Source organism: Streptococcus sp. HMSC072D07 (genome assembly GCF_001814835.1).
Classification (GTDB): domain Bacteria; phylum Bacillota; class Bacilli; order Lactobacillales; family Streptococcaceae; genus Streptococcus.
On sequence record NZ_KV818086.1, the window covers coordinates 223,640 to 250,476 of the forward strand.

The following is a 26,837-nucleotide window of genomic DNA, read 5'->3' on the forward strand; positions in this document are numbered from 1 at the left end:
GGATGATTCCAAAATTTAGAGCGTGGTCTCCGGCCCCTCGCGAGGTAGTTAGGTATCTATACAAAAACATCTTCATTACATTGATGTCACTGCTGGTGGGGTGTTTCCGGCCCCTCTCGAGGGAGATAGGGGGCTATACGAATGACCGATTGAACAAGAACTTTGAGCGCTACCTGTTTCCGGCCCCTCTCGAGGTGAATAGGTTGTTTAAGTGAAGTGAAACGATTCATAGCTATCTGGATTCTGCTGTTTCCGTCCCCTACCGAGGTGCGTAGGGTGTTCTTTATGGTTTAGATGTAAGTTGGTATGCGGAACCTGAATTGTTTTCGGCCCCTCGCGAGGTAGATAGGTACCTATACGTAAGCGGTACTGGTTCGACGAAGATGGTTACATGGCGTTGTTTCCGGCCCCTCTCGAGGTAGATAGGTAGCTAGACAAGGAATTGGGTAACACAAACATGTCCAAATTGGAACGAGTTTCCGGCCCCTCGCGAGGTAGATAGGTAGCTATACCCCATATCTTGTATGTAACCCTATAACAAGCAATAGATATAACCTATTTAAAACTACTACTAGTATATCATACTTTGTAAGAGTTTTCATTTCTGAATACCAAATAAATCACATATTTTTTTCCTCCTAAATGAATAAAGGATACTATTTTATCATTAAAATTGCTTTTGTCAAGCCCAAATATAAATTTTTTAAAACAAAAAACGAACTAGATTGACTAATTCGTTTTTTATATACTCCTACTTCCGATACATTTTAAACTGGAGGAAGAGGTCGCTGTATTTTCCTGTCCATTTATGGTCAAATTTCTCATAAACTTCTAGGTGTTTCATGGTATCAGCGTCTGGATAGAAGGATTTGTCCTCACGAGTCTCCTCTGGGAGCATTTCCTTGGCTGGTAGGTTAGGTGTTGAGTAGCCCACATACTCCGCATTTTTCAGAGCATTTTCGGGTTTCAACATAAAGTTGATAAAGGCATAGGCTGCATCTCGGTTTTTCACGGTTTTGGGAATGACCATATTGTCAAACCAGAGGTTGCTGGCCTCTGTCGGAACGACATATTTGAGGTTAGGATTTTTCTCCAACATCTGGCTGGCTTCTCCTGAGAAGGTCACACCAATAGCAGCATTGTTCTGGATCATGTAACCCTTCATCTCGTCCGCCACAATGGCCTTGATATTTGGAGTCAATTTGTAGAGTTTGTCTACTGTCTCTTCCAACTGCTGAGGATCCTTGGAGTTGAGGCTGTAACCAAGTGAGTTAAGCCCGAGTCCCAGCACCTCACGCGCCCCATCAAAGAGCATGACGGAATCCTTGTATTCTGGTTTCCAGAGGTCATCCCAATGCTCAGGCGCCTCCTCTACCATAGTTTCATTGTAGACAATTCCCAAGGTCCCCCAGAAATAAGGAATGGAGAATTTATTTCCCGGGTCAAAAGACTGGTTGAGAAACTCAGGTCCGATATTTTCGATTCCTTCAATTTTTGAATAATCAAGGGGAACCAAGAGATCTTCATCCTTCATCTTGTTGATCATGTACTCACTTGGGATGGCAATATCGTAGGTCGTTCCACCTTGCTTAATCTTGGTATACATGGCTTCATTGGAATCAAAGGTCTCATACTGAACTTGGATCCCTGTTTCTTCTGTGAATTTCTCCAAAAGTTCGGGATCAATGTAGTCTCCCCAGTTGTAGATAACCAATTTTTGACTATCTCGACTGTTGATTTTACTATCTAAATGAGTCGCAATTCCCCACAAGACAAGGATAATCGCTACAATTCCTGCTAAAAATGAATAGAGTTTTTTCATGCTTGCTCCTCCTTCTCACGTGAAATAAAGTAATATCCAACAACTAGGATAATACTAAAGAGAAAGACAAGGGCAGACAGGGCATTGATTTCCAGCGAAATTCCCTTGCGAGCTCGAGAGTAAATCTCGACTGATAGAGTCGAAAAGCCATTCCCTGTGACAAAGAAGGTCACGGCAAAATCATCCAGCGAATAGGTGAAGGCCATGAAATAACCTGCAATGATAGACGGTGTGAGATAAGGAAGCATGATTTCCTTAAACATCTGAAACTGGCTGGCACCTAGGTCATAAGCCGCGTGAATCATATCATCATTCATTTCCTTGAGGCGAGGCAAGACCATCAAGACCACGATTGGGATGGAAAAGGCCACGTGACTAGATAAAACCGTCAAAAAGCCAAGAGAAAACTTAAGCTGGGTAAAGAGAATCAAGAAGCTGGCACCAATCATAACGTCAGGTGCAACCATGAGAATATTATTGAGTGATAAAAAGGCTTCTTGGTATTTCTTACGAGACTGGTAGATATAGATAGCTCCGAAAGTCCCGATAATGGTCGCAATCAAGGCTGATAGAAAGGCCAAGAAAAAGGTTTGGGTGAGGATCAACATGAGACGACTATCACCAAACATGGTTTGAAAATGGCTCAAGCTAAAACCAGTAAAGCTGTTCATATCATCGCCAGCATTAAAGGCATAGCCAATCAAGTAAAAGATTGGTAAATATAGGATGATGAAGACAAAGGCTAGGTAGAGATTAGCAAATTTTTTCATCGTTCTCTCCTTTCCTTGGTCACCCACATGGTGAGAAACATGGTCAGGATGAGGATCACACCGATGGTAGAACCCATACCGTAGTTGTCATTGGTCAGGAAGTTCTGCTCAATAGCCGTTCCCAGTGTGATAACGCGGTTCCCACCAATCAAACGTGTCAGCATGAAGAGACTCAAGCTGGGGATAAAGACCGACTGAACCCCACTTCTCACTCCATTCATTGATAGAGGGAAGATAACGTGGCGGAAGGTCTCCCACTTGGTCGCACCGAGGTCATAGCTGGCATTGATCAGATTATTGTCCATATCATCCAAGACATTGAAAATCGGCAAAATCATAAAGGGAAGCTCGATGTAGCTTGCGACAAAAATAAAGGAGAAATCGGTAAAGAGCAACTGCTGCGAACCGATTCCGATGAATTCCAAAAATTGGTTAATAGAGCCATTTTGACCAAAAATCCCGATAAAGGCATAGGCTTTAAGGAGCAAATTGATCCAGGTTGGCAAGATAATCAGCATGAGCCAGAGCTGACGGTGCTTAAGACGAGTCAAAAAGAGGGCTGTTGGATAACTGATGAGTAGCGTCACTAGGGTCACAATCCCTGCATAGAGCACTGAGTTAAAACTCATTTTAAGATAGGTCAAGTTTTGTGATGCAAAATAGGATTTATAGTTTTCTAAACTAAACTGCCCTTCAATGTTGAAAAAGGATTGACCGAAAATCAAGACCAAGGGTGCGAGAACAAAGAGGGCAATCCAAAGCATGTAGGGCACTACAAAGAGTTTAGAGGTTGTTTTCTTCATCTCTTTCCTCCTCGATTGCGTTAATCAGACCTGCTTCTTGCTCTTCGATTTCTACGTATTCTTCGATACGAGCATCGAACTCTTCTTCGGTTTCGTTGAGACGCATGATATGGATATCTTCTGGTTCAAAGTCCAGACCGATTTCCTCACCCACAATGGCCTTACGAGTTGAGTGAATCATCCATTCATTTCCGAGCTCGTCATAGGCGATAATCTCATAGTGAACCCCGCGGAAAAGCTGGGTATCAACCTTAACTTGGAGCTTGCCTTCTTCAGGAAGGGTAATGCGCAAGTCCTCTGGACGAATGACAACTTCCACAGGCTCGTTTGGCTTCATCCCACCATCGACCGCTTCAAAGCGTTTGCCATTGAACTCGACCAAGTAGTCCTCAATCATGGTTCCTGGCAAGATGTTGGACTCACCGATAAAGGTAGCAACAAAATGGTTGATTGGCTCATCGTAGATATCAACTGGTGTTCCAGACTGGACAATCTCGCCATCATTCATAACGAAAATCCAGTCACTCATGGCAAGGGCTTCTTCCTGATCATGAGTAACAAAGACAAAGGTAATTCCCAATCGTTGTTGCAATTCACGCAGTTCGTACTGCATGTCTGTTCGCAATTTCAAGTCCAGCGCTGACAAGGGCTCATCCAACAAAACCACACGAGGTTGGTTGATGATAGCACGGGCAATAGCCACACGCTGACGTTGTCCTCCAGAGAGTTTACGGATGGAACGTTTTTCATAACCTTCCAACTGAACCATCTTGAGAACTTCCGCAACACGTTGTTCGATTTCTTTCTTGTCGACTTTACGCAAGCGGAGTGGAAAGGCAACATTTTCAAACACATTCATATGTGGAAACAAGGCATAGGATTGGAAGACGGTATGGACATCTCGTTTATTAGTTGGGATGTCATTGATCCGCACCCCATCCAGTAAAATATCCCCTGTCGTCGCATCCAGTAAACCTGCAATGATGTTTAGAATGGTTGATTTTCCTGAACCAGATGCACCCAAAAGAGTGTAAAATTTCCCTTCTTCCAACTCAAAATTGATGTCTTTGAGAACCTTGGTGTTGCTGTCTTCAAAAACTTTAGAGACGTTTTTGAATTCAATAATTGGTTTTTTCAATTGTCATAAATTCCTTCTTTTTCATAAATTAACAGATCAGGGCTCTGTCAGGCCGCTACCACCTCGTGTAGGAGATTAAACTGCCTACATACATCTTCACTAACGATAGGCTTTCACCCCCTTTAAATGGTTATAGCAGCAACTTTTCTACCCCAACCTTATTCTTTCTCACCCAAGATTCGGACTTCTCTTTCAAGAGTGACACCTGAGTGTTCCTTGACTTTTTCAATAACAGATTGGATCAAGTCTTCATAGTCTTTGGCCGTTCCGTCAGCAACATTGATCATAAAACCGGCATGCTTTTCAGATACTTCCACACCACCGATTCGATAGCCCTTCAGGCCAGCTTCTGAAATCAGCTGTCCTGCAAAATGCCCAACTGGACGCTTAAAGACTGACCCACATGATGGGTATTCTAGAGGTTGTTTGAGTTCACGTAGGTGCGTCAAGCGGTCCATTTCTTGCTTGATAACCTGATGATTCCCTGGAGCTAGGGCAAATTTAGCTGACAAAACAACAGCCCCAGAATCCTGAATAGCTGAATGGCGGTAACCAAAAGCCAAGTCCTTGGCAGATAAGGTCTCGATTTCCCCTTCCTTGGTCAAAATTTGACAAGACTGCAAGATATGAGCAATCTCTCCTCCATAGGCACCCGCATTCATAAAGACAGCTCCACCGATGCTTCCAGGAATCCCACAAGCAAACTCAAAACCAGTCAAACTATGACGGAGAGCAATACGTGTCGTTTCGATCAAGTTGGCTCCTGCTTCTGCTTCGATGGTATAGCCATCAACCGAAACGTTATTGAGCTTATCGCACAAGATGACAAAACCACGGATTCCACCTTCACGAACAATGATATTGCTGGCATTTCCTAGCACCATCCAAGGAATATTCTCTTGATTGGCAAATTGAACAACACGCGCCATCTCATAGCGATTGCGCGGTAAAACTAGGTAATCTGCTCGACCTCCAACCTTGGTATAGGTATAGGTCTTCAAAGGTTCCTTAAAACGAATATCGATTCCTTCTAGGATTTCAAGCATTTTTTCTTTTACTGACATGTCACTCTTCCTTTTTCAAAATTCATTCCATTATACCATTTTTAGAGACATTTGACGACCATAAAAAGAGCTTGTTTTATCATTACATAAAAAAAGAGGTGAACCTCTTTTTATGATGATTTTTTCAAAAATGTAGATTTTGTTAGCCAGACAAAGGCCAGTACTTCTACAAGAAGAATGCCCTCCACTACAAGTGGATTTGCAATCCATCCTACCTGAGATAAAGCTGGAGCCAAGTCAAACAAGGCATGCAAACCATAGGCAGCAAGGAGGTAGATCCATTTCTTTTGACGAACACTTTGATAGACCCAGATAGAGAGACCAATTTGCAGAACCAAGGCAAGCACACGCTCAACTCCTAGTAAATAAACCTGCCAAACCGATAGAGACTGAACCGTTTCGAGTGTAGACTTTGGAAGGAGATTGGCTACATCAGTATTTGAAGACTGAATGAGTGAAAAGAGAATCAACAAACTGATCAAGCTTCCCATTCCGAGATAGAGCATCTCCAAGCCCCCATGTCCCAAACCATAAGCCAAAGCATCTCGATCTTCTAGCCTTCTCTTTTTCTCCAACCATTTAAAAAAGACAAGACGAGCCGTTTCCTCAAAGAGGGCCGCCATGGCGATTCCATAAAGGACGTATAAGAAAGGCTGCTCCTGCATGAGCGGAATGGTTCCATCCTTTTGCGGATGGAGTACCAGAAGGTGAACCATCTTTTCTAACACTTGAGAAGAAACAAAAAATGCGATTGCCCCCAAGCCCATCACTGCAAGAGAGATTTTAAACCGTTTTTTGGCATACCAAGTTCCGCTTACTAGAATGAGAACTAAAGCGATCATGGTGAGGATAATATGTACTGTCATCTTTTTCTCCTATTCTGACTTATCAATATCTTTCTTCATCTCGTCAACATTAAATTTAGCAAATAAATACTGGCGATCTTGGACTGGAAAACGTTGATCCAACTGGTCGACTGCCCCAACCTCGATCATTCCTTCTTTGATAACAAAGTCCATCACGTGTCCACCAAAAGTCAAATCATCTGAGATAAAATGCAAATGGTAGCCTGCAACACTCACTCCATGGAAAATTTCCGGTGTCCAAAACCCAACAATAGTTCCCGATACATTTTCACGGCTATATTCAGGTTGGTGAGTCGCGACATCAGCAAACTTGGTATCAGGTGTGGATTTGGGAATCATCCGCACGTGCATTTGTGAAAATTCGCCATGAATCTTGATGGAACGAAAAAGATTTTCCCCATCATAGTAGGACTCAATTCGCTTTTCCAATTCCTTGTCAGTCATCTCAAAGCGCTGACGAAAAATCACTTCTGCCTGATGAGGAACCACTGCTGCATAGGGAATAAGGGCATCCGCTGCCACTTCAACGATTTCAGGCGTTTGACCAGACCCCTTGGCTTGATAAGCCTTGCCATCAAGGACGATCAATTCCCCGTCAATCGAATCCAAAGTCCCCAAACCAAGGTCACCATGTTCCAGCAATTCTCCTACTGTCATGGTTCCACCATAGAGACCAGCCATTAGGGCACCTAGAGTATTGTATTGAAATAATTTAACCGGTTCCTGCACTTTTCTATCCATTCTCTTTCTTATCTTCTGTTCAATGAATCATCATACTTTCTAAGTATACCACATTTACTCCTAGTTGTGAAAGGGAGAAATGCTTTTCCCATTGCAAAGGAGACAAAAAAAAGGTACAATGTAACAAAATCAACGGAGGTCTGGAATGAAGAAAGAAAGTAAATACCAAGCAGTCGTTTCCTTTCTAAAAAAGGGGATCGAATCAGGAAAATTTCCAACAGGTAGCCGGCTTCCCTCCATCCGTCAATTGAGCCAAGACTTCCACTGTAGCAAGGACACTATCCAACGAGCCCTACTGGAATTACGCCATGAACAATACCTCTATGCCAAACCCCAAAGTGGCTACTATGTTCTGGAGCAAGGACAGCATCAGGACTTGGAAATCGAAGTCACTGACGAACATGCCAGTGCCTATGACGACTTCCGACTCTGTGTCAATGAAACCCTGATAGGCCGAGAAAACTACCTCTTCAACTACTATGACAACCAAGAAGGCCTTGAGGAACTCAGACAATCTGTCCATCAACTCCTCTTTGACCAAGCCCTCTACTGCAAACCCGATCAACTGGTTCTAACATCTGGTACCCAGCAAGCTCTTTTTATCCTTTCTCAGATTGACTTCCCGAGCAAGGGAGCGGAGATTCTAGTTGAACAGCCGACTTACCATCGGATGAACCGTCTCTTGGTCGCTCAAGGATTAGCCTACCAGACCATTGAACGCCGTATTGATGGCATTGACCTTGAAGAACTGGAAGAACAGTTTAAATCTGGAAAAATCAAGTTTTTCTATACCATTCCTCGCTTCCACTATCCTCTTGGCCATTCCTATTCTGATCAGGAAAAAAGGGCCATTCTGGATCTAGCAAACCAGTATGGTGTTTACATCGTCGAGGATGACTATTTAGGGGATCTAGATCCTAGAAAGGGCCAAACCTTCCACTATCTGGATACTGAAGATCGGGTCATTTATATCAAGTCCTTCTCAACAAGTCTCTTTCCAGCCCTTCGTATTACCGCTCTCATTCTCCCAAATACCCTAAAAGAGGCCTTTGTTTCCTACAAAAATATCCTGGACTATGACAGCAATCTCATCATGCAAAAGGCTCTTTCTCTTTACATCGATAGCCAGTTATTTGAAAAAAATCGACTGACTCGATTGAGCCTTCAAGAGAACTATCAAGCTCGGATAAAGAAAGTGCTTAAAGAAAACACCTGTCCCTTGCCCCACTACCCTCTACACGATGGTCTTTTGCTTGATTTGAGGCACTATCCTAAGATTGCCAGTTTGAAACACAGCTCACTCAAACTAGACTTTTTTGAGAAGGCTTATTTGGATGCTTGCCCTTATCAGTTTGCCAAAGTCACTCTTGAAAATCTAGAAGAGCTATTAGAATACATAAAAGCAGAATTGGATTAAAGTCCAACTCTGCTTTTTCTTATTGTTCAACTTCTGTTAGTTTCGCTGCCTTTTCAAGATAGTTTTGATAGGTTCCGTCGTCTTTCAGTTTTTGGATAACCTTATCGACTACTGCTTTCAAGTCTGATTGATTCTTCTTAATAGCAACGGCATTGGCTTCGCCATCTTTCATTGTCAAGTTAACAGATGCAACGACAAGGTCTGAGTTTTTACCTGCGTAGCTAAGAGCAACTGGTTCATCCATATGAACAGCATCCACTTTTCCAGCCTGCAATTCATTGACTGCTTCCCCCATATTGGTCAAGGATGTCAACTGGGCATTTGGCAATTGTTCCTTGACCATGGTTTCTGGCACAGTTCCCTTTTGAGCTGCGATATTGGCACTTGCGAGGCTTGTAAGATCCTTGTATTTGTCTAAATCAGCTTTTCTAACCAAGAAACTCATCTTATTTTCATAGTAAGGGATTGAAAAGTCAAAGACTTCCTTTCTCTCATCTGTAGCACTAATTCCTGCAATGGCCAAGTCAGCCTTTCCAGTTTGAAGACTGGTCAAGACATTGTCAAAACTCATGCTAGAGATTTCAAGTTTAACCCCAAGCTCGTCTGCAATTGCTTGAGCCATATCAATATCTGCACCAACCACTTGGTTTTTACCATCTACCAAGGATTGGAATTCAAACGGCGCATAGTCTGGGCTGGTCGCAACGACTAGCTTTCCTTTTTGTTTGATAGCGTCCACAGCAGACTGGGAACTATCCGTACCTGACTGGCAAGCTACTAGAACCACACTGGCAAGCATGCTACACACAACTAATATCCATTTCTTGAATTTCATAAATAAACGACCTTTCTGTTAATTCTGAATAATTATAACTCTTTTAAAAATAGTTGTCAACCTTTTTAGAGATTTTGATTGTAAAACAATTCTTTTCATAAAAAAAGAAGACTGATTTATTCTAACCAGCCTTATTTCTGTATATTTAAACCGTTTCTTATAGTTCGACAATCTTACCTGTTTCAAAGTAAACAACCCATTCACAGATATTTTTTGCGTAGTCTCCAATACGTTCCAAGAAGGAAATAACCTGGAAGTAATCGCGTCCTGTAACAATGGCTTCAGGATTTTTCTTGATTTCTTCTGTAGCCAATTCACGAATGCTGTCAAAGTAATGGTTGATTTTTTCGTCCATCGTTGCTACTTCGTAGGCTTGATCCACAGACCCGTTGAGATAAAGATCTAGAGCTGCTTCGACGAAGTTTTTCACGTCGCGTCCCATCTTTTTGATTTCTTCTTCAACAGAAGGGATACGTTGCTCCCCCTTCATACGAATAGTCGCCTCAGCGATAGACACAGCATGATCTCCCATGCGTTCCACGTCTGACACTGCCTTGAGAACGGTCAAGACGGTACGAAGGTCTTGCGAAACAGGTTGTTGGAGGGCAATCATTTCAAATGATTTCTTTTCCAACTTCACTTCATATTCATTTACTTCTGCATCGTCTTCGATGACTTCTTTTGCCAAATCACGGTCATGCGTAACAAAGGCACGCACTGTACGATTGATCTGCGAGAGCACTTCTTGTCCCATAGCATAGAACTGGTTGTGCAATTTCTCCAAATCTTCTTCAAATTGAGATCGTAACATCATTCAACTCCTTATCCAAATTTTCCTGTAATATAATCTTCTGTTTCCTTGTTTTGTGGGTCTAGGAACATCTTCTTCGTATCGTTAAACTCGATCAAATCCCCATCTAGGAAAAATCCTGTTTTATCAGAGATACGTGAGGCCTGTTGCATCGAACGCGTTACCAAGAGCATGGTGTATTTATCTTTCAGACCATACAAGGTTTCCTCAATCTTACCTGCAGAAATAGGATCCAAAGCTGAAGTTGGTTCATCTAAGAGGATAATTTTCGGACTGGTTGCTAAGACACGAGCAACACAAACACGTTGTTGTTGTCCACCTGAGAGACCAATGGCTGAATCATGCAAACGATCCTTTACTTCATCCCAGATAGAAGCACGTTGCAAGGCCTTTTCTACTGCTTCATCTAGAACTTGCTTGTCCTTAACTCCATTGATACGCAGCCCATAGACAACATTTTCGTAGATAGACATAGGGAAGGGATTGGGCTGTTGAAAGACCATACCGATTTCCTTACGCAATTCAACCGTATCGGTGCGGGGGCTGTATATATTGTGACCATTATAGACTACTGATCCTGTTGTTGTCACTTCAGGATTTAGATCGCCCATGCGGTTGATAGCTTTGAGCAGGGTAGACTTTCCTGATCCAGAAGGACCAATCAAGGCCGTTATTTCCTTAGGTTGGAAAGAAAGGGAAACACTATTCAAGGCCTTCTTTTTATTGTAATAAACGGACAGGTCTGACACCTGTAAAATCGCTTCTGACATACCGTTTCCTTTCTAACCAAAGTGTCCCGTTACATAGTCATTGGTTGACTGTAACTTAGCATTCTGGAAAATATTGGAGGTCTTATCGTACTCAATCAAATCACCCAAGTAGAAAAATCCTGTGTAGTCACTCGCACGCGCAGCCTGTTGCATACTGTGGGTAACGATGATGATGGTAAAGTCCTTCTTCAATTCCAACATGGTTTCTTCCAGCTGGGCTGTCGCAATCGGATCCAAGGCTGAAGCAGGCTCATCCATCAAGAGGATATCTGGCTTGACAGAGATGGCGCGAGCGATACAGAGACGTTGTTGCTGACCACCAGAAAGCATCAAGGCTGATTTGTGGAGGTCGTCTTTGACCTGATCCCAAAGGGCAGCCTGTCTTAGAGAGGTTTCGACAATTTCATCAAGTACTTTCTTGTCCTTAACACCTGCACGTTCATGAGCAAATGTGATGTTGCGGTAAATAGACTTAGCAAATGGATTTGGACGTTGAAAAACCATTCCGATATGCTTGCGCATCTCATAGACATTGATTTCTGGACGGTTGACGTCAATCCCTCGGTAGAGGATTTGGCCTGTTACCTTGGCAATATCAATGGTATCATTCATCCGATTGAGACTGCGAAGATAGGTAGATTTCCCTGATCCAGACGGACCAATCAAGGCTGTAATTTTATTTTTTTCAAATTGCATATCGATGCCCTTGATGGATTCATTTTTACCGTAGTAAACATGTAAATCCTTGGTAGAGAGGGCCACTTTTTCTTCAGGGAAGGTGATGATATGCTTTTCATCCCAGTTATATTTTGACATGGCTTCTCCTTTAGGCAGCGGTTAATTTCTTGTGTAAATAGCTTCCGAGTTTGCGTGCTCCAAAGTTAAAAATCAAGATAAAGATGAGGAGCACAGCGGCAGAACCAGCAGATACAATGGTAGCATCAGGAATGGTTCCTTCACTGTTGACCTTCCAGATGTGGACAGCCAAGGTTTCTGCTTGACGGAAGATTGAGATAGGACTGGTAACACTGAGGATATTCCAGTTAGACCAGTCAAGGGCTGGAGCGGATTGTCCTGCCGTATAGATAAGAGCGGCAGCCTCACCAAAGATACGGCCAGATGCCAGGACAACACCCGTTACGATACCTGGAAGGGCTTCTGGAATGACGACATGGACCACAGTCTCCCAACGAGAAATTCCGAGGGCCAAACCAGCCTCACGTTGTGTATGGTGAACATGTTTTAAACTGTCCTCAACATTTCGAGTCATCTGAGGCAGGTTAAAGACCGTCAAGGCCAAGGCACCTGAAATGATTGAAAATCCATACTCAAACTGGACTACAAAGATCAAGTAACCAAAGAGACCCACAACGACTGATGGTAGAGAAGACAAAATCTCAATACAGGTACGAATAAAATTGGTCACAGGCCCTTTTTTGGCATACTCAGCGAGGAATACACCAGCTCCCATAGATAGCGGAACAGAAATGATCAAGGTAATGACCAGAAGGAAGAAGGAATTGTAGAGCTGAATCCCGATACCCCCACCTGCTTGATAAGAGGAGGATTTCCCAGTCAAGAAGGACCAAGAGATATGCGGTAACCCTCTCACCAAGATATAGAGAATCAAAGATGCCAAAATGGTCACGATGATACCCGCGATGGTATAGAGGACAGCTGTTGCAAGTTTATCTAATTTCTTAGCGTGCATAGTTTTTCTTTCCTCTTTCTTTCGTAATCAATTTAATCACACTGTTAAAGGCCAAACTCATCAAGAGCAAGACTAAGGCCAGTGACCAGAGAACGTTATTATCCACCGTTCCCATGACGGTATTTCCGATACCCATAGTCAAAACAGAAGTCAAGGTCGCAGCTGGTGTTGTTAGAGATGTTGGGATAACTGCTGAGTTTCCGACAACCATCTGAATAGCAAGGGCTTCACCGAAGGCACGCGCCATCCCAAAGACCACTGCAGTGAAAATACCTGAACGTGCTGCTTTCAAGGTCACACGCCAGATGGTTTGCCAACGAGTAGCTCCCATAGCCAAACTGGCTTCACGGTAATGACGAGGAACAGCACGCAAGCTGTCTGTTGTCATAAAGGTTACAGTTGGTAGGATCATGACAAAGAGAACGAAAATCCCTGACAAGATCCCAAAACCAGTTCCACCAAAGACGCTACGAACAAAAGGCACCACAACTTGCAAACCGATAAATCCATAGACGACTGAAGGAATACCGACAAGAAGTTCGATGGCCGGTTGCAAAATCTTTGCACCCTTTGGTGATACTTCTGTCATAAATACTGCAGCACCAATAGCAAAGGGTGTTGCGATAAGAGCTGATAAAATCGTCACAATAAAGGAACCCAAAATCATCGGAAGAGCACCAAATTGTTTCCCTGAAGGATTCCAAGTTTGTCCAAAGAGGAAATCAAAGATGTTCACTCCATTGACAAAGAAGGTCGACAAGCCTTTTTGGGCTACAAAAATCAAAATCATCGCCACAATGATAACAATCAAAGAAAGGCAAGTGAAGGTCAAACCTTTACCAAACTTCTCAAGGCGAGAGTTCTTTGAAGGAGAGAGTAATTTTTTAGATAATTCTTCTTGATTCATTATTGACCTCCTTCTACTGCTGTAACGGTACCTGAAGCATCCTTTTGGACTTTCATTTCATTGATAGAGATATAGCCCATTCCCTTAACAATTCCATTTTGAGCTTCATCTGAGAGGACAAAATTCAGGAATTCAGCAGCTAACTCATTTGGCTGACCAAGTGTGTACATATGTTCATAAGACCACAAAGGCCAGTTGTTGGTCGTTACATTCTCAGACGTAGGCTCATACCCATTCAGTTTCATGCTTTTCACGGAGTCATCTACATAGGCAAAGGCTAGGTAAGAAATGGCTCCAGGCGTTTGGGATACAATCGACTTGACCATCCCGTTAGAATCCTGCTCTTGGCTCTGCATAGCAGATTGACCATTCATAACCACCGTATCAAACGTCGCTCGTGAACCAGAACTTGCTGCTCGGTTGATGATTGAAATGGCCAGGTCTTTGCCCCCAACTTCTTTCCAGTTGGTAACTTCACCTGTAAAGATTTTGCGAAGTTGCTCGGTTGTGAGATTTTCAACATCCACTTCCTTGTTTACAATCACAGCAAGACCAGCCACTGCAACCTTGTGGTCTACTAGAGCTGAAGCATCGATTCCATCTTTTTCCTCTGCAAAGACGTCAGAGTTCCCGATGTCTACTGCTCCAGACTGGACTTGGGATAGTCCTGTACCCGATCCACCGCCTTGAACATTGACTGTTTTTCCGATGTTTCTAGAACCAAATTCATCTGCTGCCGCTTCGACAAGAGGCTGAAGAGCTGTTGAACCAACGGCTGTCATGGATTCTCCACGATCAATCCAGCTAGCACATCCTGCTAGAGAACCTGCCATCAAAAGAGCTGCAAGAGACATGACAAGCTTTTTTCTTTTTTTCACTGTTATTCTCCTTGAACATAATGATAAATGTTCTGATTTCTTCCGTTTGTCCTGATCATCCAATTATCATCAATGATTGTCCCGCTTTATTTTATCTAGACATTCTTCGGAGCGGGAAATTCCATCGTATAATATAAGTAATAATGAAAGACTATCAGAAAAAACTCATACTTCCACTATAACATAGAATAGGCTCTTTGACTAGCTTTTTCACCTGAATCTGAGCCCTTTTGGATAATAATTTTTCAAAACATTTCCCGTTACTTTGGCAAAGCCTAATCCGTTTCCTTGAACCACAACTTGATACCATCCATTTGGTAGAGCTTCAGACAATTGAACAGTCTCACCAGCCACATATTTTACAAAGTCCTCATCATTGATTTCGACCCTTTGTTTCACTTGGCTTGGTTTCAAGGCTAATCCCAGAGCAAAGCTTGGTTCGAATCGTTTCTTCTTAAACGTCCCCAGATGGAGCCCATTTCGGGCAATTTTGAGCTTCCCTAGATCAGGTAGCATCTCTGGCAAGAGATAGAGCTGATCTCCAAAAGTCTGCAAGATACCAGTTAGATTGACCTGTAAGTGTTTTTGGGCAAATTCTTGCCACAAGTCCAGCTGTTCACGACTGAGATTGCTCTTGCTAGCTTTGAATTTAGGTGCTGGATTTTGTCCCTTAAACTGTAAGTGTGCAACAAACTGGCCTTCTCCCTTGAAATGATGAGGATACATCCGCGCAGTTTCAGGAAGATCAATTCCTGCTACCATACCGTTCACATGCTCGACTGGAAGCAGTTCAAATTCATAAGTATCCAGCAACCAGTGGATGATTTCTTCATTTTCCTCAGGTGCCCAAGTACAGGTCGAATAAACCAGACGACCACCTTCAGCAAGCATGGTCACTGCATCTTCTAGAATTTCCCTTTGGAGACTAGCGCATTGGCTAGGATAATCGGTACTCCAATAATCCATGGCATCGGGCTGCTTACGAAACATCCCTTCACCCGAGCAAGGTGCATCAAGGACAATCACATCAAAGTAACCTTTAAAAACCTTGGCTAAGCGGTCAGCAGATTCATTGGTCACGACAACATTTGTGGCTCCAAATCGCTCCATATTTTCCACTAAAATCTTAGCACGCTTGCTTGAAATTTCGTTGGAAACAAGGACTCCTTGATTAACCATATAGGATGCTAGTTGAGTGGATTTCCCACCTGGTGCCGCTGCCAAGTCCAAGATCTTCATGCCAGGACTTGGTTGAGCTACCTGGGCCACCATTTGGGCTGCAGGCTCTTGCGAATAAACGAGACCGGTCACGTGCTCTGGTGACTTCCCTGAGACCTTACCATAGTGTCCCCAAGGTGTATGGGGAATAGCATCCGCAAACGACAACTGACTTTCTTTTAAGGGATTAACCCGAAAAGCCGATACTGCTTCCTGTTTAAAAGAGGCAAGAAAGTCTCTTGCCTCATCTTCTAGTATCGCTTCATATTTTTCAACAAATCCTTCTGGAAATTGCATTTAGTTCTCTTTCCTTTCGTAGATATAAGACTGAATCTCTTCTTGCATCTCGATTGGCACCATCATGACAGGCTGACGCGTTTTAAAATCAGCGGGATCACCCGATACCGTAAGAAGGCGATAACCCAGACTTTCCCCTAAGATACTGGCCGCAGCGTAATCCCATGGCTGCAAGTAGGTAATATAAGTCAGAAGACGACCCGATAAAACCTTGGCAAAACTAATGGCCGCACTGCCGTAAACACGGACACCCAATGCTGCTCGACCCAAATCACCCAAACCCCACTCATTGGTTTCAAACATACCTGAGTTACCGGCAACTAAAAATTCTTGAAGAGGTTTCCTTTTAAAAGTCGGTAAGGGATCATTATTACGACAAGGAGGAAAGGCACCACCACCATGGTAACAATCACCTTTCATGACATCATAGATGACACCAAATTTGCCCACACCGTCCTCAAAATAAGCCAACATCACGGCAAAATCTTCCTGCTGAGCGACAAAGTTATTGGTACCGTCAATGGGATCAATCACCCAAACACAACCTTGACCGACTGCAGCACGTAAACAACCCTCTTCCGCGCAAATCAAGTCCTCAGGATAGGAGGACTTGATCCGATCAACCAAGAGTTGCTGAACTTCCTTATCCAAACGCGTCACCAAGTCGGTAGGTGAAGACTTGCGCTCAACCTGCAAATCTTCTTTCATGTGAGCCAAAATATAGTCAGCAGCGTCCTGCACAATCTGTTTGGCAAATTCAAATTTAGTTTCCAAGAGAAATCTTCCCTTCTCTTTTTTCTTTTGCTAATTGAACTGCATGATAGAAGGAATAACCGCTAGCCGTCTCAAATTCGCGACCTAAGCGCTTTTCTTCACTTTTGCTCGGAACGACTGACTTAAATTCCTTGTAAGACTCTAGCAGTTTTTTAGCTTCTACCTTATCTTCATAGGCGGCTTCAACATCATTAAAAAAAGAAAGCACTGAAGCAAGTTCTTCAGTGCTCCACGACAAATCTAGTGGGTAACTATACTGTTTGTTCATCTATCCTATACCAGCTCTCAATGTTGCTTCTTTCAATTCTTGTTTACGGTAACTACGAGGGAGAAAAGCACGAATCTCATCTTCATTAAAACCGATCTGCATGCGTTTGGTATCTATAATAATTGGGCGACGCAAAAGACTAGGATATTGCTCAATCAACTGAAGCAACTCCGATACCGAGATACTCTCTACATCAATATCTAATTTTTGGAAGATTTTTGAACGAGTTGAAATGATGTCATCAGTACCATTTTCGGTCAAGGAAAGAATATGTTGTAATTCTTTTCTTGTTAAAGGACTAGTCATAATATTATGCTCTTGAAAGGGCACTTTATGCGTCTCTAACCAAGCCTTTGCCTTACGACATGATGTACAACTCGGTGATAAAAATAGTGTAATCATGCTTTTCTCTTCTTTAATCTATACTTGCTATTTCTATTATACAAAAAAATAAAGCGCTTGACTAGGTATTTTTAGAAAAAAAGCCTATTTTTTCATAGAAAATAGACTGTTTTCTGTAAAAATCACCTGTTTTACAAATTTATCTTTAGGATAACCTAACAATATATAGGGAGTGGAGTAACTTCTCTCGTTTTTTATTAAAAATACAGAATTTTATCTACTTTTTCCTTGAAGCTTTAGCAAGAAGGAAACCAAACATTCCTTCATACAAGGCAAAGAAAAGTAAAAAGGCATGGAGGAAGAAAGTCTCTGGTAAAATCAGAATAACTCGATCCTTTGCTGGATCAAAAAGCCAGGTATCGTCTCCCACAAAGAGAATCTGATGGAACAGAGTAAATAATTGCTCAAAACCAATCAACACTCCTACAAGCCCAATGATCAGAGGCAATAGTACTAAAGTCAAGATACTTTTACGATATAGTGCTAAAAAGCCTTTTTTGACAATCTTTTTAACAAAGAAATAGAAACTTGGAAGTGTCACCAAAGTGACCAGCTGAACCAAGTGGAAGAGATTCTTCACCACCGCAAAGTGGTGTAAACCAGCCGCTGACGAACGGAAATCTGGCATCTCTAAGACCTGACTAAAGGGATTGGTCAGGTAATTCATCAAGATATGAAAATTGTACTGAATGGTTTCGGGCTTTAGATAGACTCGATCCGCTAAGTTCAGCCACTGAATCTCCATAGGATAGAAAATCCATGCCAGATAAATGGTTAAGAGAATAGAAATGGAAAGGAGAAAAAGCATACTTCCCCAAAAAGTCAGTTTAGTTCTCATCAAAATTCCACTCCGCAAGGCTAGACACCACATGAGTTGGTGCGATTGGCAGGTCCGCTACTTCTTCTGCCTTGGTAAAACCTGTTGTCACCAAGAGAGTTGGAATACCATTGTCAATCCCTGCTCGGATATCTGTCAGGTAATTGTCTCCAACCATGAGCAATTCTTCTCTTTTCAAACCTAAGTGCTCAACTGCCTTATCCATAATGATAGCATTTGGTTTTCCGATATAAACTGGTTTTACCCGTGTAGCGACTTCAAGAAGTGTAATTAGTGAACCAGCACCAGGCAAGAGACCACGTTCCGTCGGGATATTGAGGTCAGGATTGGTTCCGATAAAGTGAGCCCCCTTTTGAATGGCTAGAGTCGCCGTCGCAAATTTTTCATAGTCGACTTGCCAGTCCAGTCCAACTACCACATAGGCAGGATTTTCCTTGTCTTCCGCATAACCTGCCGCCTGGATAGCATCCTTGAGCCCTGCTTCACCAATGACATAGACTGTCTTTTCCAGTCCCAAGTCGTTCATATAGTCGATGGTTGCCAAAGTCGCTGTGTAGACAGTTGATAGAGGTGTATTAATGTTAAAATTCTGAGCCAACATCTCTTGAACACTCTCAGGAGTACGAGTTGTATTATTGGTCACAAAGAGGTAGGGAATTTCTCTTTTTTGTAACTCATGGACAAAAGCCTCACCCGCGGGAATTCGGTCTTTCCCCTTGTAAATGGTTCCGTCTAAATCAATTAAATAACCTTTATAAGCCATATCGTCCTTTCTAATTGCCTTCAATTTCTTGCCACGTAATCATAGCTTGAGCATTGATCTCCCCATCACTGATAATCTCATGCTTGCTTTCTAGTCCCTTGAGTTCATAAGCTGAAGCAATCATTCCACCTGGTCGCACTTCTTTGACATATCTGAGATTGATTTTCTTTGGAATATACTTGGTCAAAAAATCTGCTCCCATAACCTCAAAAATCCAATCCAAGTATTTACTGTTATTAACATGACCATTCATATCCAAGTCGTAAAAACGAACATGGTAGTCTTTACTGAACGGGTTTTCTAGATTTGCATACTTTGGCCCACGGATCAGTTTTTTATCAAACTCAGACTGATAAGGAGCAACAATCTCCGGTTCGACAGCATGGACTTTACGACTGTCTCTGTCCATAAGAACAAAGGTTGCTACCATGCGAATGATTTCTTGACCTGCTTCATCATAGATAGTGAAACGGCGGTAGCAAAAAAGACGATTGTAAGTTAAGGCTTCTGTTTCAATCGTAATCTCCTCAGCAAAGCGAGGCAAACGTACCACGTCAATCGCATAGTCTGTAATAATCCAGACCAGATTGTAGCGTTCTAACATATCCTTGTCGCTAACTCCCAGCTCAATTGACTGCATACCTGATACTTGCAAGGACAGCAAAATCACATCTGGAAGTTTGATATGACCGTTCATGTCCGCCATATCAAAAGGAATTTTCATTTTCATTTGATAAGTTAAGCCCATTGTTCTACTCCAAAATAAATCGTTCTGCTACAGTGTCTCCCAAGAAGAGACCCCTCTTTGTCATTCGGACACGATCACCGTAGATCTGCATAAGGCCTTGGTGAACCAAGTCTCTGATGATCTCGCCATAAAGTCCATCAAAGGAACGTCCGAATTTTTCCTCAAATCTAGCCATGGAAACCCCAGATTTCTTGCGAAGTCCCAAAAACATTTCTTCTTCCATCTGCTCCTTTTGGCTCAGGCGTTCTTCAGTTATCCGAGCATCTCCTGCCTCTACCGCACTGAGATAATGTCGAATAGGACCGTGGTTTTTATAACGAACTCCGTCCACATAACCTGAAGCACCCGCACCGATACCATAGTACTCAGCATTATCCCAGTACATGAGATTGTGGCGACTTTCAAAGCCTGGCTTGGAGAAATTGGAAAACTCATAATGCTCAAAGCCGGCTCGCTCAAGTTCTGCAATGATGTACTCAAACATCTCTGCTTCTAACTCTTCCTTGGGCAAGGGCAATTTCCCTCGACGCATACGGTTCATAAAGACCGTATGATTCTCCAAAATCAAGCTATAAAGGCTCATATGAGGAATATCAAGCGAAATGGCCTTAGCCACATTTTCCTTGACCTGATCCATGGTCTGACCAGGAAGAGCGTAAATTAGGTCGATGGAGATATTGTCAAAACCAGCCAGTTTGAGGCGGTCGATATTCTCATAAATATCCTTTTCCAAATGACTGCGCCCAATCTTTTTCAGCATTTTGTCATCAAAGGTCTGGACACCTAGGGAAACACGATTGACAGCCGAGTTTTTCAAAACCGCAATCTTATCCGCGTTCAGATCTCCTGGGTTAGCCTCAATGGTCAACTCTTCTAAGACAGACAAGTCCAAGTTTTTAGTCAAGCCATCCAAGAGCACTTCTAGTTGCGGAGCTGACAAAGCAGTTGGTGTCCCACCTCCAATATAGAGGGTTCGCAATTTTTGGATATCATAAGAACGAAACTCCTCTAGCAGATGCTCTAGGTAACTATCTACTGGTTGATTCTTGATAAATACTTTTGAAAAGTCACAATAATAACAAATCTGTGTACAAAAGGGAATATGCACATAGGCGGACGTTGGTTTTTTCTGCATAGTACTTATTATACCACAAAGACAAGCTTGCAGATAAAAATCACCATCTCCAAAAACCAGAGATGGTGATGCATTATACTTCAGTAATATCGATGATGATTTCTTCTTGGTCTTCAGCAACGTCTGGAGTTGCTGACTGGTCTTGCCATTGCTCCTTGAGATTGTTAAAGGTTTCCTTTGACGCTTCTGTCGCTTGTCGAGCACATGTTTTGGCTTGGTCAAGAACACTATCAAAAGTAATTTCACCAGATTTTACTTGTTCCTTTGTTTTCAGCACAAAGTCCGTTGCTTGTTCCTTCACTTCTGTCAATTTCTCACAGACTTGCTCTTTGGCATATTCTGGATCTTCTCTCAAATCACCTAGAAAATCTTGAGCTTGACTGCAAACTTGTTTACCCTTGTCACTGGTCAAAAACAAAGCAAGAGCTGCACCTGAAACTGTTCCTAAAAGGATAGAGGATAGTTTTCCCATAAGATTTCTCCTTTTTTATTTTTTGAAAAATTTACTTGCGACACGAAGAGCTGACAAGCCTGCACCTGTTTTAATGGTTTTTGAACCAGCAGATGAAGCTTTTTTGCCTAAAACACGTGCATGTTGGTTGAGGTCAGATACTGACTCAGACAAGTCTGCCACCGCCGTAAAGAGTGGATCAATCGTCGCAACTTTGATATTGATATCGTCTGCTAACACATTGACCTTAACCAACAATTCATTAGTCTGATGCAAGGTAACGTTCACATCTGAGCTCAACGTTTTGATGGTTTTCTCTGTCTCATCAATCATACGACCTGCTTTTTGAATTGTGATTGTCAAATAGACTAAACAGACAATCAAAGCAATCGCAACAAGTATATATGCAACTTCTAACATTTATTTTTCCTCCTCTGTATGATAGAAAGGGGCTTTCTTTCGATTTTGATAAAGTATGATAAAAATACCGAGTCCGATAAGGATAACTGATAACCATTGGGAAACTCGCAGACCAAAGAACATGAGACTATCCGTCCGCATCCCTTCGATGATCATACGACCAAAGCCATACCAAATCAAGTAGAAAGCAGTGATATGACCACGTCTGATTCCCTTCAATTTTCGTCTAAAAATCAGAATCAAAGCAAATCCAATTAGATTCCAAACCGACTCATATAAGAAGGTCGGCTGACGGTAGCTACCATCGATGTACATCTGGTCACGGATAAAGCCCGGCAAATAATCCAGACTATCTACTGCTGCACCGTAGGCTTCTTGGTTAAAGAAGTTCCCCCAGCGCCCTAAACTCTGGGCAACCATGACGCTCGGTGCTGCAATATCTAAGAAATCCCAAGTATTGATCAGCTTTCTATCTGCAAAGATATAAAGGACAATAGCGCCCGCTATCAAACCTCCGTAAATGGCCAAACCACCATTCCAGATGGCGATGATTTCACCTGGATTTTGCAGATAATAATCTAAGCGAAAGAGTACGTAGTATAGTCTAGCACCTAAAATTGCAACTGGAAAAGCAATCAGAATAAAATCTAAAATATCATCTGACAGAATTTTCTTTTTAGGAGCTTCTTTCATAGCAAGATAGACTGCCAGAACCAAACCAGCTACAATACACAAAGCATACCAACGAATAGCAAAGGGACCAATTTCAAATGCGACTGGATTAATCATGTTTCACCTCATTTTGAGCGATTAGATTTGTCAAGCGTTCTTCAAATAAACGTGTCGCATCAAAGCCCATTTCTTTAGCACGGTAGTTCATGGCAGCCGCCTCAATAACAACGGAAATATTTCGTCCTGTTTTTACTGGGATGCGGATACGTGGAATCGTTACACCAGAAACTTCGAGTTCTTCGGCATTGTTTCCTAGACGGTCAAAGGTCTTATGCGTATCATAATTTTCCAAATAAACTGCTAGCTGAACTTGTGAAGAATCTTTTACAGCACTTGCACCATAGAGACTCATGATATCAATAATCCCAACTCCACGAATCTCAAGTAAATGCTTCAAGATTTCAGCAGGTTCGCCCCAAAGAGTCATCTCATCCTTAGAATAAATATCTACACGATCGTCTGCTACTAGACGGTGTCCACGCTTCACAAGTTCAAGACCTGTCTCGCTCTTACCGATACCACTATCCCCTTGGATCAAGACACCCATGCCATAGATATCCATCAAGACACCATGCACACTGGTACGTTTAGCCAAACGGGAATCAAGATAGCTAGAAAGTTCTCCAGATAAACGACTGGTTGCTGTTCGACTGGTTAAAATCGCAATCTTGCATTCTCTAGCAGCCCTCAACATTTCCTCTGGTACCACCAGGCCACGAGCCACGATAACCGCTGGTGTTTCAGGTAGAAACATTTTCTTCAAAACTTGATAACGGTTCTGGGCAGGCATGGCAACTAAATAGGACCACTCCTTCATCCCTAACAGCTGAATCCGTTCTGGTGTATAGTAATCAAAATAGCCCGTCATTTCAAGACCAGGTCTCATAATGTCCGCAGTATTGATTTCTTTTTCAAGTAATTCGCCTTCGCCATAGACAATATCTAGTCTGAGCTTTTCAATGACTTCTCTTACTAAAACCGACATAATTTCCTCCTTCAATCGAGTTCTCCTTACTATTATATCAAATTGTAGGTGGAAGTTTCCTTTTTTTGCAGGATTTACAGTATTTATTTGATGTTACTTGGGAAAAGATTTGACTAGGAAGTCTTTTCGTACTCTTTTAAATCAACCGAGACAAATCTACTGCAAATCGGTCAACGTCTATCACCAAGTCCCTTCCAGATTTTTCTAAGTAAATCCTTGGAAGACCTTTTGTTAGTATTCTATTTGCATCAGCCATATCTTGAGGATAGGTATAGAACTGTTGACCTTTTGGAAACTGATTTTGGACTTGCCATTCTTCAAACTCCTTCAAAAAAGTCTTATGAGACGGCATACTGACTTCTTCAAACAAGGAATGGTCAAACAATCGTACCAATCGATATAGACCATGAATCTCATCCGCAAAGCACTTATCGATCTTTTCATAAGGGTAACCTCGTCTCTGATAAGCTTGGCATAAACTTTGTAAGGACTCACTTAATGCAACTGCATCTTTTCTTGCCAAACTTATAAAATACCTAACAGAAAATTCTTCCATACCAGTTCGTTTTTTCTTCTCTAAAAACTGTTGTGCACGCAAGAGAGACTCGGATAATCTTTCTTCATCTTGATAATAAAGAGCGTATAAAAGATTCATCACATTTTCTGGATAATAAGTTCCTTTCAACAAGGGTAAATCTTTGGGGACGAATGATGGAATGGCTGAAAAATCGTTACAAGCAAAAGAGGTAAACAAGCCTTTCAAAATTCCATCTGTGTAAATGGTTCCACTTGCTAACAAACCGCCTCTCATCAACTCAGTTCTTCCTGTTTGCCATAGCGCATTGTTTAACTGTGTATAATCCCCATCTAAAAACGCCGCATAATAGGAAAAATATTTAATATCATCTAGCAATAAGCTACTGTACAATTTTACCCTTAAAACCTTGTCAGACAACACTTTTGAATCGGTCAAATACTTTTCAAAAATTCTTTGGTTTGACTCTTCAAATTCCTTCCAATCTATCGGATCAGCACAATAACCCCAATCTTCCAAGTGATTTTCACGCATCTTTTGATATTCTTTTATATACTCTTTCATAAGAATTTGTTCCTCTAAATACTATGCAAAAAAAGACTAGACAAGTCTAGCCTTTTATTTCAAATTAGAATTTTTTACGTTTACGAGCTGCTTCTGATTTACGTTTACGTTTTACAGAAGGTTTTTCATAGAATTCACGTTTGCGTGTTTCTTGAAGAGTACCAGCTTTAGTAACCGCACGTTTGAAACGACGAAGTGCATCGTCAAGAGATTCATTCTTACGTACTACTGTTTTAGACATTTTTTTCACTCCCTTCAAGTTCAAGATCTATTCCATTTTACACGCAAAATGAATATTTGTCAAGGGAAAACTGACATAAACTTATATTATCTTCCCTTTTCTTTTTAAAAGGAACAACGTATTAGAATAGATGTCATAATAGCGAAAAAAATTATTTTAATCCTGTTCAGAAACAACTTTTATTTCTTTATCATTTACAATAACAGCTTGTGAATTGTTCATTCGCATTAAGTCGAGCTGATTTTTATAGGTTTCAAAGGTCTTCTTGCTACTATCAGTAAAAGGCTCCTCACTATAATGTGGAAGGATGTAAAAATCCACTTCATCCAATCCCGTTGTATCCGATAACTCTTTCGCTACCGTCTTGTCGTCCATGAGCTTATTGTAGTCAATATCCTTGGCGGTAATGATAGCCCCTGCTGATTCTCCCACATAGATCAGCCCATCTCTTATTTGTTCTTTGATAAGAGATAGGAGTTGCTTTTTCTTTAATTCTTGCAATAAATAAAAGGTATTCCCGCCAGAGATATAAAGAATTTTGCTTTGGAAAATCTTTGCCTGTGCAGTTTCTCGATCACAAGAAGCAATATCTAGAACCTCTATCTCAAATCCTAAATCTTTGAATGTTTGCTGAGCCTCATCGATATAGGCAGTATAATCCTCTTTGTTCCCAGCGGTAGGAATAAATAAAACCTTATTTTCTAGATTCTTTTCCTTTGCATAATCGCTAAAAAGCTTTTTGACTCCAGCAAAGTATGAACATAAAAATAATTGTTTCATGACTGTACCTCCATTAATGTTTAACAATTTTATAAAGGATCCACGCTCCCTTTCTTTGACTAGTTATAAGCTCAAACCCTATTAACAACAAGAATCGTCTAAATGCTTCTTCGCTTTGGACCTCTGGTAAAAAGTAAGACAACTTGTTATATTCACAAGCCAGTAAGAGCATCCCGTCTGATTTGAGTATTCTTCGAAGTTCCATAAAAGAAGCCTCTAGATCCTGCCAATGAAAATGAGTTTGAAAAGCTGTGATTAAATCAAAACTTTCATCAGAAAAGCCTGTATCCCTAACGTCTCTTCGTTCAAAATTTATATTAGTTATCTCTATCTGTTTGGCTTGAGCTATTGCTACATCTGAAATATCAATTCCAGTTATAGTACTTTGCGGAAAAGTTTCTTTCAGTTGGATGGTTGAACGGCCATTCCCAACTCCTACATCTAAGATTGCAGGGTAAAATGTCCTATCCAGATGACGAATTGCCCATACAAACATGGGGAGATAGGCTCTATTCCACAATTTCATCATTCGTTTTCCTAGAAAGCCCGAAGGGTTCTTTGATTGCTGAATGAGACGAGAAAACAGTAACATCAAAAGTAAAAAACAAGTAAAACCAATTATATAAATCAAAGTCTAGCCTCCTCGTATAACTTTATTATACCACTTTAGCAGGATAGTGAACAATTGATGCAAAATAATTAAACGATTTTCAAACCAATTACCAAAAAGAGAGAACCAATTGGTTCTCTCTTTCTGTTAGACTGACATCTTCTTAGATAGCGATGAATGTAATCATTTCAATCAAGTATCTAAAACAACTTACTAGATGATTTTCGCTACTAATTATTCTTCCTCAGATTTCTTTCTTTGAGCTAGAGAAATCAATCCCATACCTGATAAAGCAGCCAATAGACCAGCTGTCAAGTGAGATGTCTCCTCAGAACCCGTATTTGGAAGAGTTTTAGCAGTTCTTTCTTCTGTAATATCTTGTTGTTCTGGATTTTCAACGACAGGAAGTTCTACTACGGTTGGAGTATAGAATCCTGAAATGATATTTCCATTGCGATCTTTACGGATCACTTTCACACCTTTGGCTTGCCCTACAAAGTCTGCCTCTGGAGTAAAGGTGACGGTGCCATCTGGTGAGATTAC

The 26,837-nt window shown here is 41.6% G+C and carries 32 protein-coding genes; 1 reads left to right on the forward strand and 31 read right to left on the reverse strand.

Annotated elements, in window-relative coordinates; genetic code table 11:
* Positions 1-751 precede the first annotated feature (751 nt).
* From HMPREF2991_RS10325 to budA, 7 genes are all read right to left on the reverse strand, one after another.
* A complete protein-coding gene (locus tag HMPREF2991_RS10325; protein ID WP_070567658.1) occupies positions 752-1,822 on the reverse strand; it encodes an ABC transporter substrate-binding protein in 1,071 nt (356 codons plus the stop codon).
* On the reverse strand, positions 1,819-2,592 hold the full coding sequence (locus HMPREF2991_RS10330; RefSeq protein ID WP_070567660.1) for an ABC transporter permease: 774 nt from the start codon (positions 2,590-2,592) through the stop codon (positions 1,819-1,821). Before HMPREF2991_RS10330 ends, HMPREF2991_RS10325 begins: the two co-directional genes overlap by 4 nt.
* The gene (locus HMPREF2991_RS10335; RefSeq protein ID WP_000754115.1) at positions 2,589-3,395 is read right to left on the reverse strand and encodes an ABC transporter permease; all 807 of its coding nucleotides are present in this window, start codon (positions 3,393-3,395) and stop codon (positions 2,589-2,591) included. The genes HMPREF2991_RS10330 and HMPREF2991_RS10335 overlap by 4 nt, the downstream gene beginning before the upstream one ends.
* A complete protein-coding gene (locus HMPREF2991_RS10340; protein WP_000742905.1) occupies positions 3,376-4,533 on the reverse strand; it encodes an ABC transporter ATP-binding protein in 1,158 nt (385 codons plus the stop codon). The genes HMPREF2991_RS10335 and HMPREF2991_RS10340 overlap by 20 nt, the downstream gene beginning before the upstream one ends.
* Positions 4,534-4,691: 158 nt before the next feature.
* Positions 4,692-5,597: a UDP-N-acetylmuramate dehydrogenase gene (murB, locus tag HMPREF2991_RS10345; protein ID WP_000111590.1), complete on the reverse strand. Its 906-nt coding sequence runs from the start codon at positions 5,595-5,597 to the stop codon at positions 4,692-4,694.
* Between the two features lie 110 nt (positions 5,598-5,707).
* Positions 5,708-6,463 carry a YhfC family intramembrane metalloprotease gene (locus HMPREF2991_RS10350; protein WP_070567664.1) on the reverse strand — a complete coding sequence of 252 codons (756 nt, stop codon included), beginning with the start codon at positions 6,461-6,463 and terminating at the stop codon, positions 5,708-5,710.
* Between the two features lie 9 nt (positions 6,464-6,472).
* Entirely contained in the window at positions 6,473-7,204 is a 732-nt protein-coding gene (budA, locus tag HMPREF2991_RS10355; RefSeq protein ID WP_000375405.1) for an acetolactate decarboxylase, read from the reverse strand.
* 145 nt (positions 7,205-7,349) lie between these two features.
* Between budA and HMPREF2991_RS10360 the strand changes: the two genes are divergently transcribed.
* Entirely contained in the window at positions 7,350-8,621 is a 1,272-nt protein-coding gene (locus HMPREF2991_RS10360) for an aminotransferase-like domain-containing protein (RefSeq protein ID WP_070567666.1), read from the forward strand.
* Between the two features lie 19 nt (positions 8,622-8,640).
* Here HMPREF2991_RS10360 and HMPREF2991_RS10365 read toward each other — a convergent pair whose 3' ends face one another.
* The 24 genes from HMPREF2991_RS10365 to HMPREF2991_RS10480 all read right to left on the reverse strand — a co-directional run.
* Positions 8,641-9,456, reverse strand: a complete 816-nt coding sequence (locus HMPREF2991_RS10365; RefSeq protein WP_042768133.1) for an ABC transporter substrate-binding protein — start codon at positions 9,454-9,456, stop codon at positions 8,641-8,643.
* Between the two features lie 157 nt (positions 9,457-9,613).
* Positions 9,614-10,267: a phosphate signaling complex protein PhoU gene (gene phoU / locus HMPREF2991_RS10370; protein ID WP_042902108.1), complete on the reverse strand. Its 654-nt coding sequence runs from the start codon at positions 10,265-10,267 to the stop codon at positions 9,614-9,616.
* A gap of 11 nt (positions 10,268-10,278) precedes the next feature.
* Entirely contained in the window at positions 10,279-11,037 is a 759-nt protein-coding gene (gene pstB, locus HMPREF2991_RS10375; RefSeq protein WP_001287329.1) for a phosphate ABC transporter ATP-binding protein PstB, read from the reverse strand.
* Positions 11,038-11,049: 12 nt separating this feature from the next.
* Positions 11,050-11,853, reverse strand: a complete 804-nt coding sequence (pstB, locus tag HMPREF2991_RS10380) for a phosphate ABC transporter ATP-binding protein PstB (RefSeq protein WP_000049851.1) — start codon at positions 11,851-11,853, stop codon at positions 11,050-11,052.
* Between the two features lie 10 nt (positions 11,854-11,863).
* Positions 11,864-12,748, reverse strand: a complete 885-nt coding sequence (gene pstA / locus HMPREF2991_RS10385; RefSeq protein ID WP_000543055.1) for a phosphate ABC transporter permease PstA — start codon at positions 12,746-12,748, stop codon at positions 11,864-11,866.
* Positions 12,738-13,655, reverse strand: a complete 918-nt coding sequence (gene pstC, locus HMPREF2991_RS10390) for a phosphate ABC transporter permease subunit PstC (RefSeq protein ID WP_001070951.1) — start codon at positions 13,653-13,655, stop codon at positions 12,738-12,740. Before pstC ends, pstA begins: the two co-directional genes overlap by 11 nt.
* A complete protein-coding gene (locus HMPREF2991_RS10395; RefSeq protein ID WP_009730333.1) occupies positions 13,655-14,533 on the reverse strand; it encodes a phosphate ABC transporter substrate-binding protein PstS in 879 nt (292 codons plus the stop codon). The genes pstC and HMPREF2991_RS10395 overlap by 1 nt, the downstream gene beginning before the upstream one ends.
* A gap of 210 nt (positions 14,534-14,743) precedes the next feature.
* Positions 14,744-16,048: an RsmF rRNA methyltransferase first C-terminal domain-containing protein gene (locus HMPREF2991_RS10400; protein WP_070567668.1), complete on the reverse strand. Its 1,305-nt coding sequence runs from the start codon at positions 16,046-16,048 to the stop codon at positions 14,744-14,746.
* On the reverse strand, positions 16,049-16,822 hold the full coding sequence (locus tag HMPREF2991_RS10405; protein ID WP_070567670.1) for an inositol monophosphatase family protein: 774 nt from the start codon (positions 16,820-16,822) through the stop codon (positions 16,049-16,051).
* Complete coding sequence (locus HMPREF2991_RS10410; RefSeq protein WP_001041968.1) at positions 16,812-17,090, reverse strand: UPF0223 family protein; 279 nt, start codon at positions 17,088-17,090, stop codon at positions 16,812-16,814. The genes HMPREF2991_RS10405 and HMPREF2991_RS10410 overlap by 11 nt, the downstream gene beginning before the upstream one ends.
* Positions 17,091-17,492 (reverse strand): Spx/MgsR family RNA polymerase-binding regulatory protein, encoded by a 402-nt coding sequence (locus tag HMPREF2991_RS10415; protein WP_000631261.1) that lies wholly within the window; start codon positions 17,490-17,492, stop codon positions 17,091-17,093.
* 217 nt (positions 17,493-17,709) lie between these two features.
* Positions 17,710-18,330, reverse strand: coding sequence for a TIGR01906 family membrane protein (locus HMPREF2991_RS10420; RefSeq protein ID WP_070684036.1), 621 nt, complete (start codon positions 18,328-18,330; stop codon positions 17,710-17,712).
* Positions 18,320-19,093, reverse strand: coding sequence for a TIGR01457 family HAD-type hydrolase (locus tag HMPREF2991_RS10425; RefSeq protein WP_000323533.1), 774 nt, complete (start codon positions 19,091-19,093; stop codon positions 18,320-18,322). The genes HMPREF2991_RS10420 and HMPREF2991_RS10425 overlap by 11 nt, the downstream gene beginning before the upstream one ends.
* 10 nt (positions 19,094-19,103) lie before the next feature.
* Positions 19,104-19,841, reverse strand: coding sequence for an acyl-[acyl-carrier-protein] thioesterase (locus HMPREF2991_RS10430; RefSeq protein WP_049477696.1), 738 nt, complete (start codon positions 19,839-19,841; stop codon positions 19,104-19,106).
* Positions 19,842-19,845: 4 nt separating this feature from the next.
* Positions 19,846-20,976: a radical SAM family heme chaperone HemW gene (gene hemW / locus HMPREF2991_RS10435; protein ID WP_070684039.1), complete on the reverse strand. Its 1,131-nt coding sequence runs from the start codon at positions 20,974-20,976 to the stop codon at positions 19,846-19,848.
* A gap of 73 nt (positions 20,977-21,049) precedes the next feature.
* A complete protein-coding gene (locus HMPREF2991_RS10440) occupies positions 21,050-21,448 on the reverse strand; it encodes a YtxH domain-containing protein (RefSeq protein ID WP_070567680.1) in 399 nt (132 codons plus the stop codon).
* 15 nt (positions 21,449-21,463) lie between these two features.
* Positions 21,464-21,847, reverse strand: a complete 384-nt coding sequence (locus HMPREF2991_RS10445; protein ID WP_000895033.1) for a DUF948 domain-containing protein — start codon at positions 21,845-21,847, stop codon at positions 21,464-21,466.
* Positions 21,848-22,636, reverse strand: a complete 789-nt coding sequence (gene lgt / locus HMPREF2991_RS10450) for a prolipoprotein diacylglyceryl transferase (protein ID WP_000609709.1) — start codon at positions 22,634-22,636, stop codon at positions 21,848-21,850.
* Complete coding sequence (gene hprK, locus HMPREF2991_RS10455; RefSeq protein ID WP_000115192.1) at positions 22,629-23,564, reverse strand: HPr(Ser) kinase/phosphatase; 936 nt, start codon at positions 23,562-23,564, stop codon at positions 22,629-22,631. The genes lgt and hprK overlap by 8 nt, the downstream gene beginning before the upstream one ends.
* Before the next feature lie 136 nt (positions 23,565-23,700).
* Positions 23,701-24,663 (reverse strand): hypothetical protein, encoded by a 963-nt coding sequence (locus HMPREF2991_RS10460; protein WP_070567682.1) that lies wholly within the window; start codon positions 24,661-24,663, stop codon positions 23,701-23,703.
* Between the two features lie 64 nt (positions 24,664-24,727).
* Positions 24,728-24,904 (reverse strand): 30S ribosomal protein S21, encoded by a 177-nt coding sequence (gene rpsU / locus HMPREF2991_RS10465; RefSeq protein ID WP_000048054.1) that lies wholly within the window; start codon positions 24,902-24,904, stop codon positions 24,728-24,730.
* A gap of 156 nt (positions 24,905-25,060) precedes the next feature.
* Positions 25,061-25,684, reverse strand: a complete 624-nt coding sequence (locus HMPREF2991_RS10470) for a Type 1 glutamine amidotransferase-like domain-containing protein (protein WP_000811172.1) — start codon at positions 25,682-25,684, stop codon at positions 25,061-25,063.
* 13 nt (positions 25,685-25,697) lie between these two features.
* On the reverse strand, positions 25,698-26,315 hold the full coding sequence (locus tag HMPREF2991_RS10475; RefSeq protein ID WP_000639298.1) for a class I SAM-dependent methyltransferase: 618 nt from the start codon (positions 26,313-26,315) through the stop codon (positions 25,698-25,700).
* Between the two features lie 213 nt (positions 26,316-26,528).
* Positions 26,529-26,837: LPXTG cell wall anchor domain-containing protein (locus tag HMPREF2991_RS10480; protein ID WP_142350321.1), on the reverse strand; the 309-nt coding region annotated here is incomplete at its 5' end.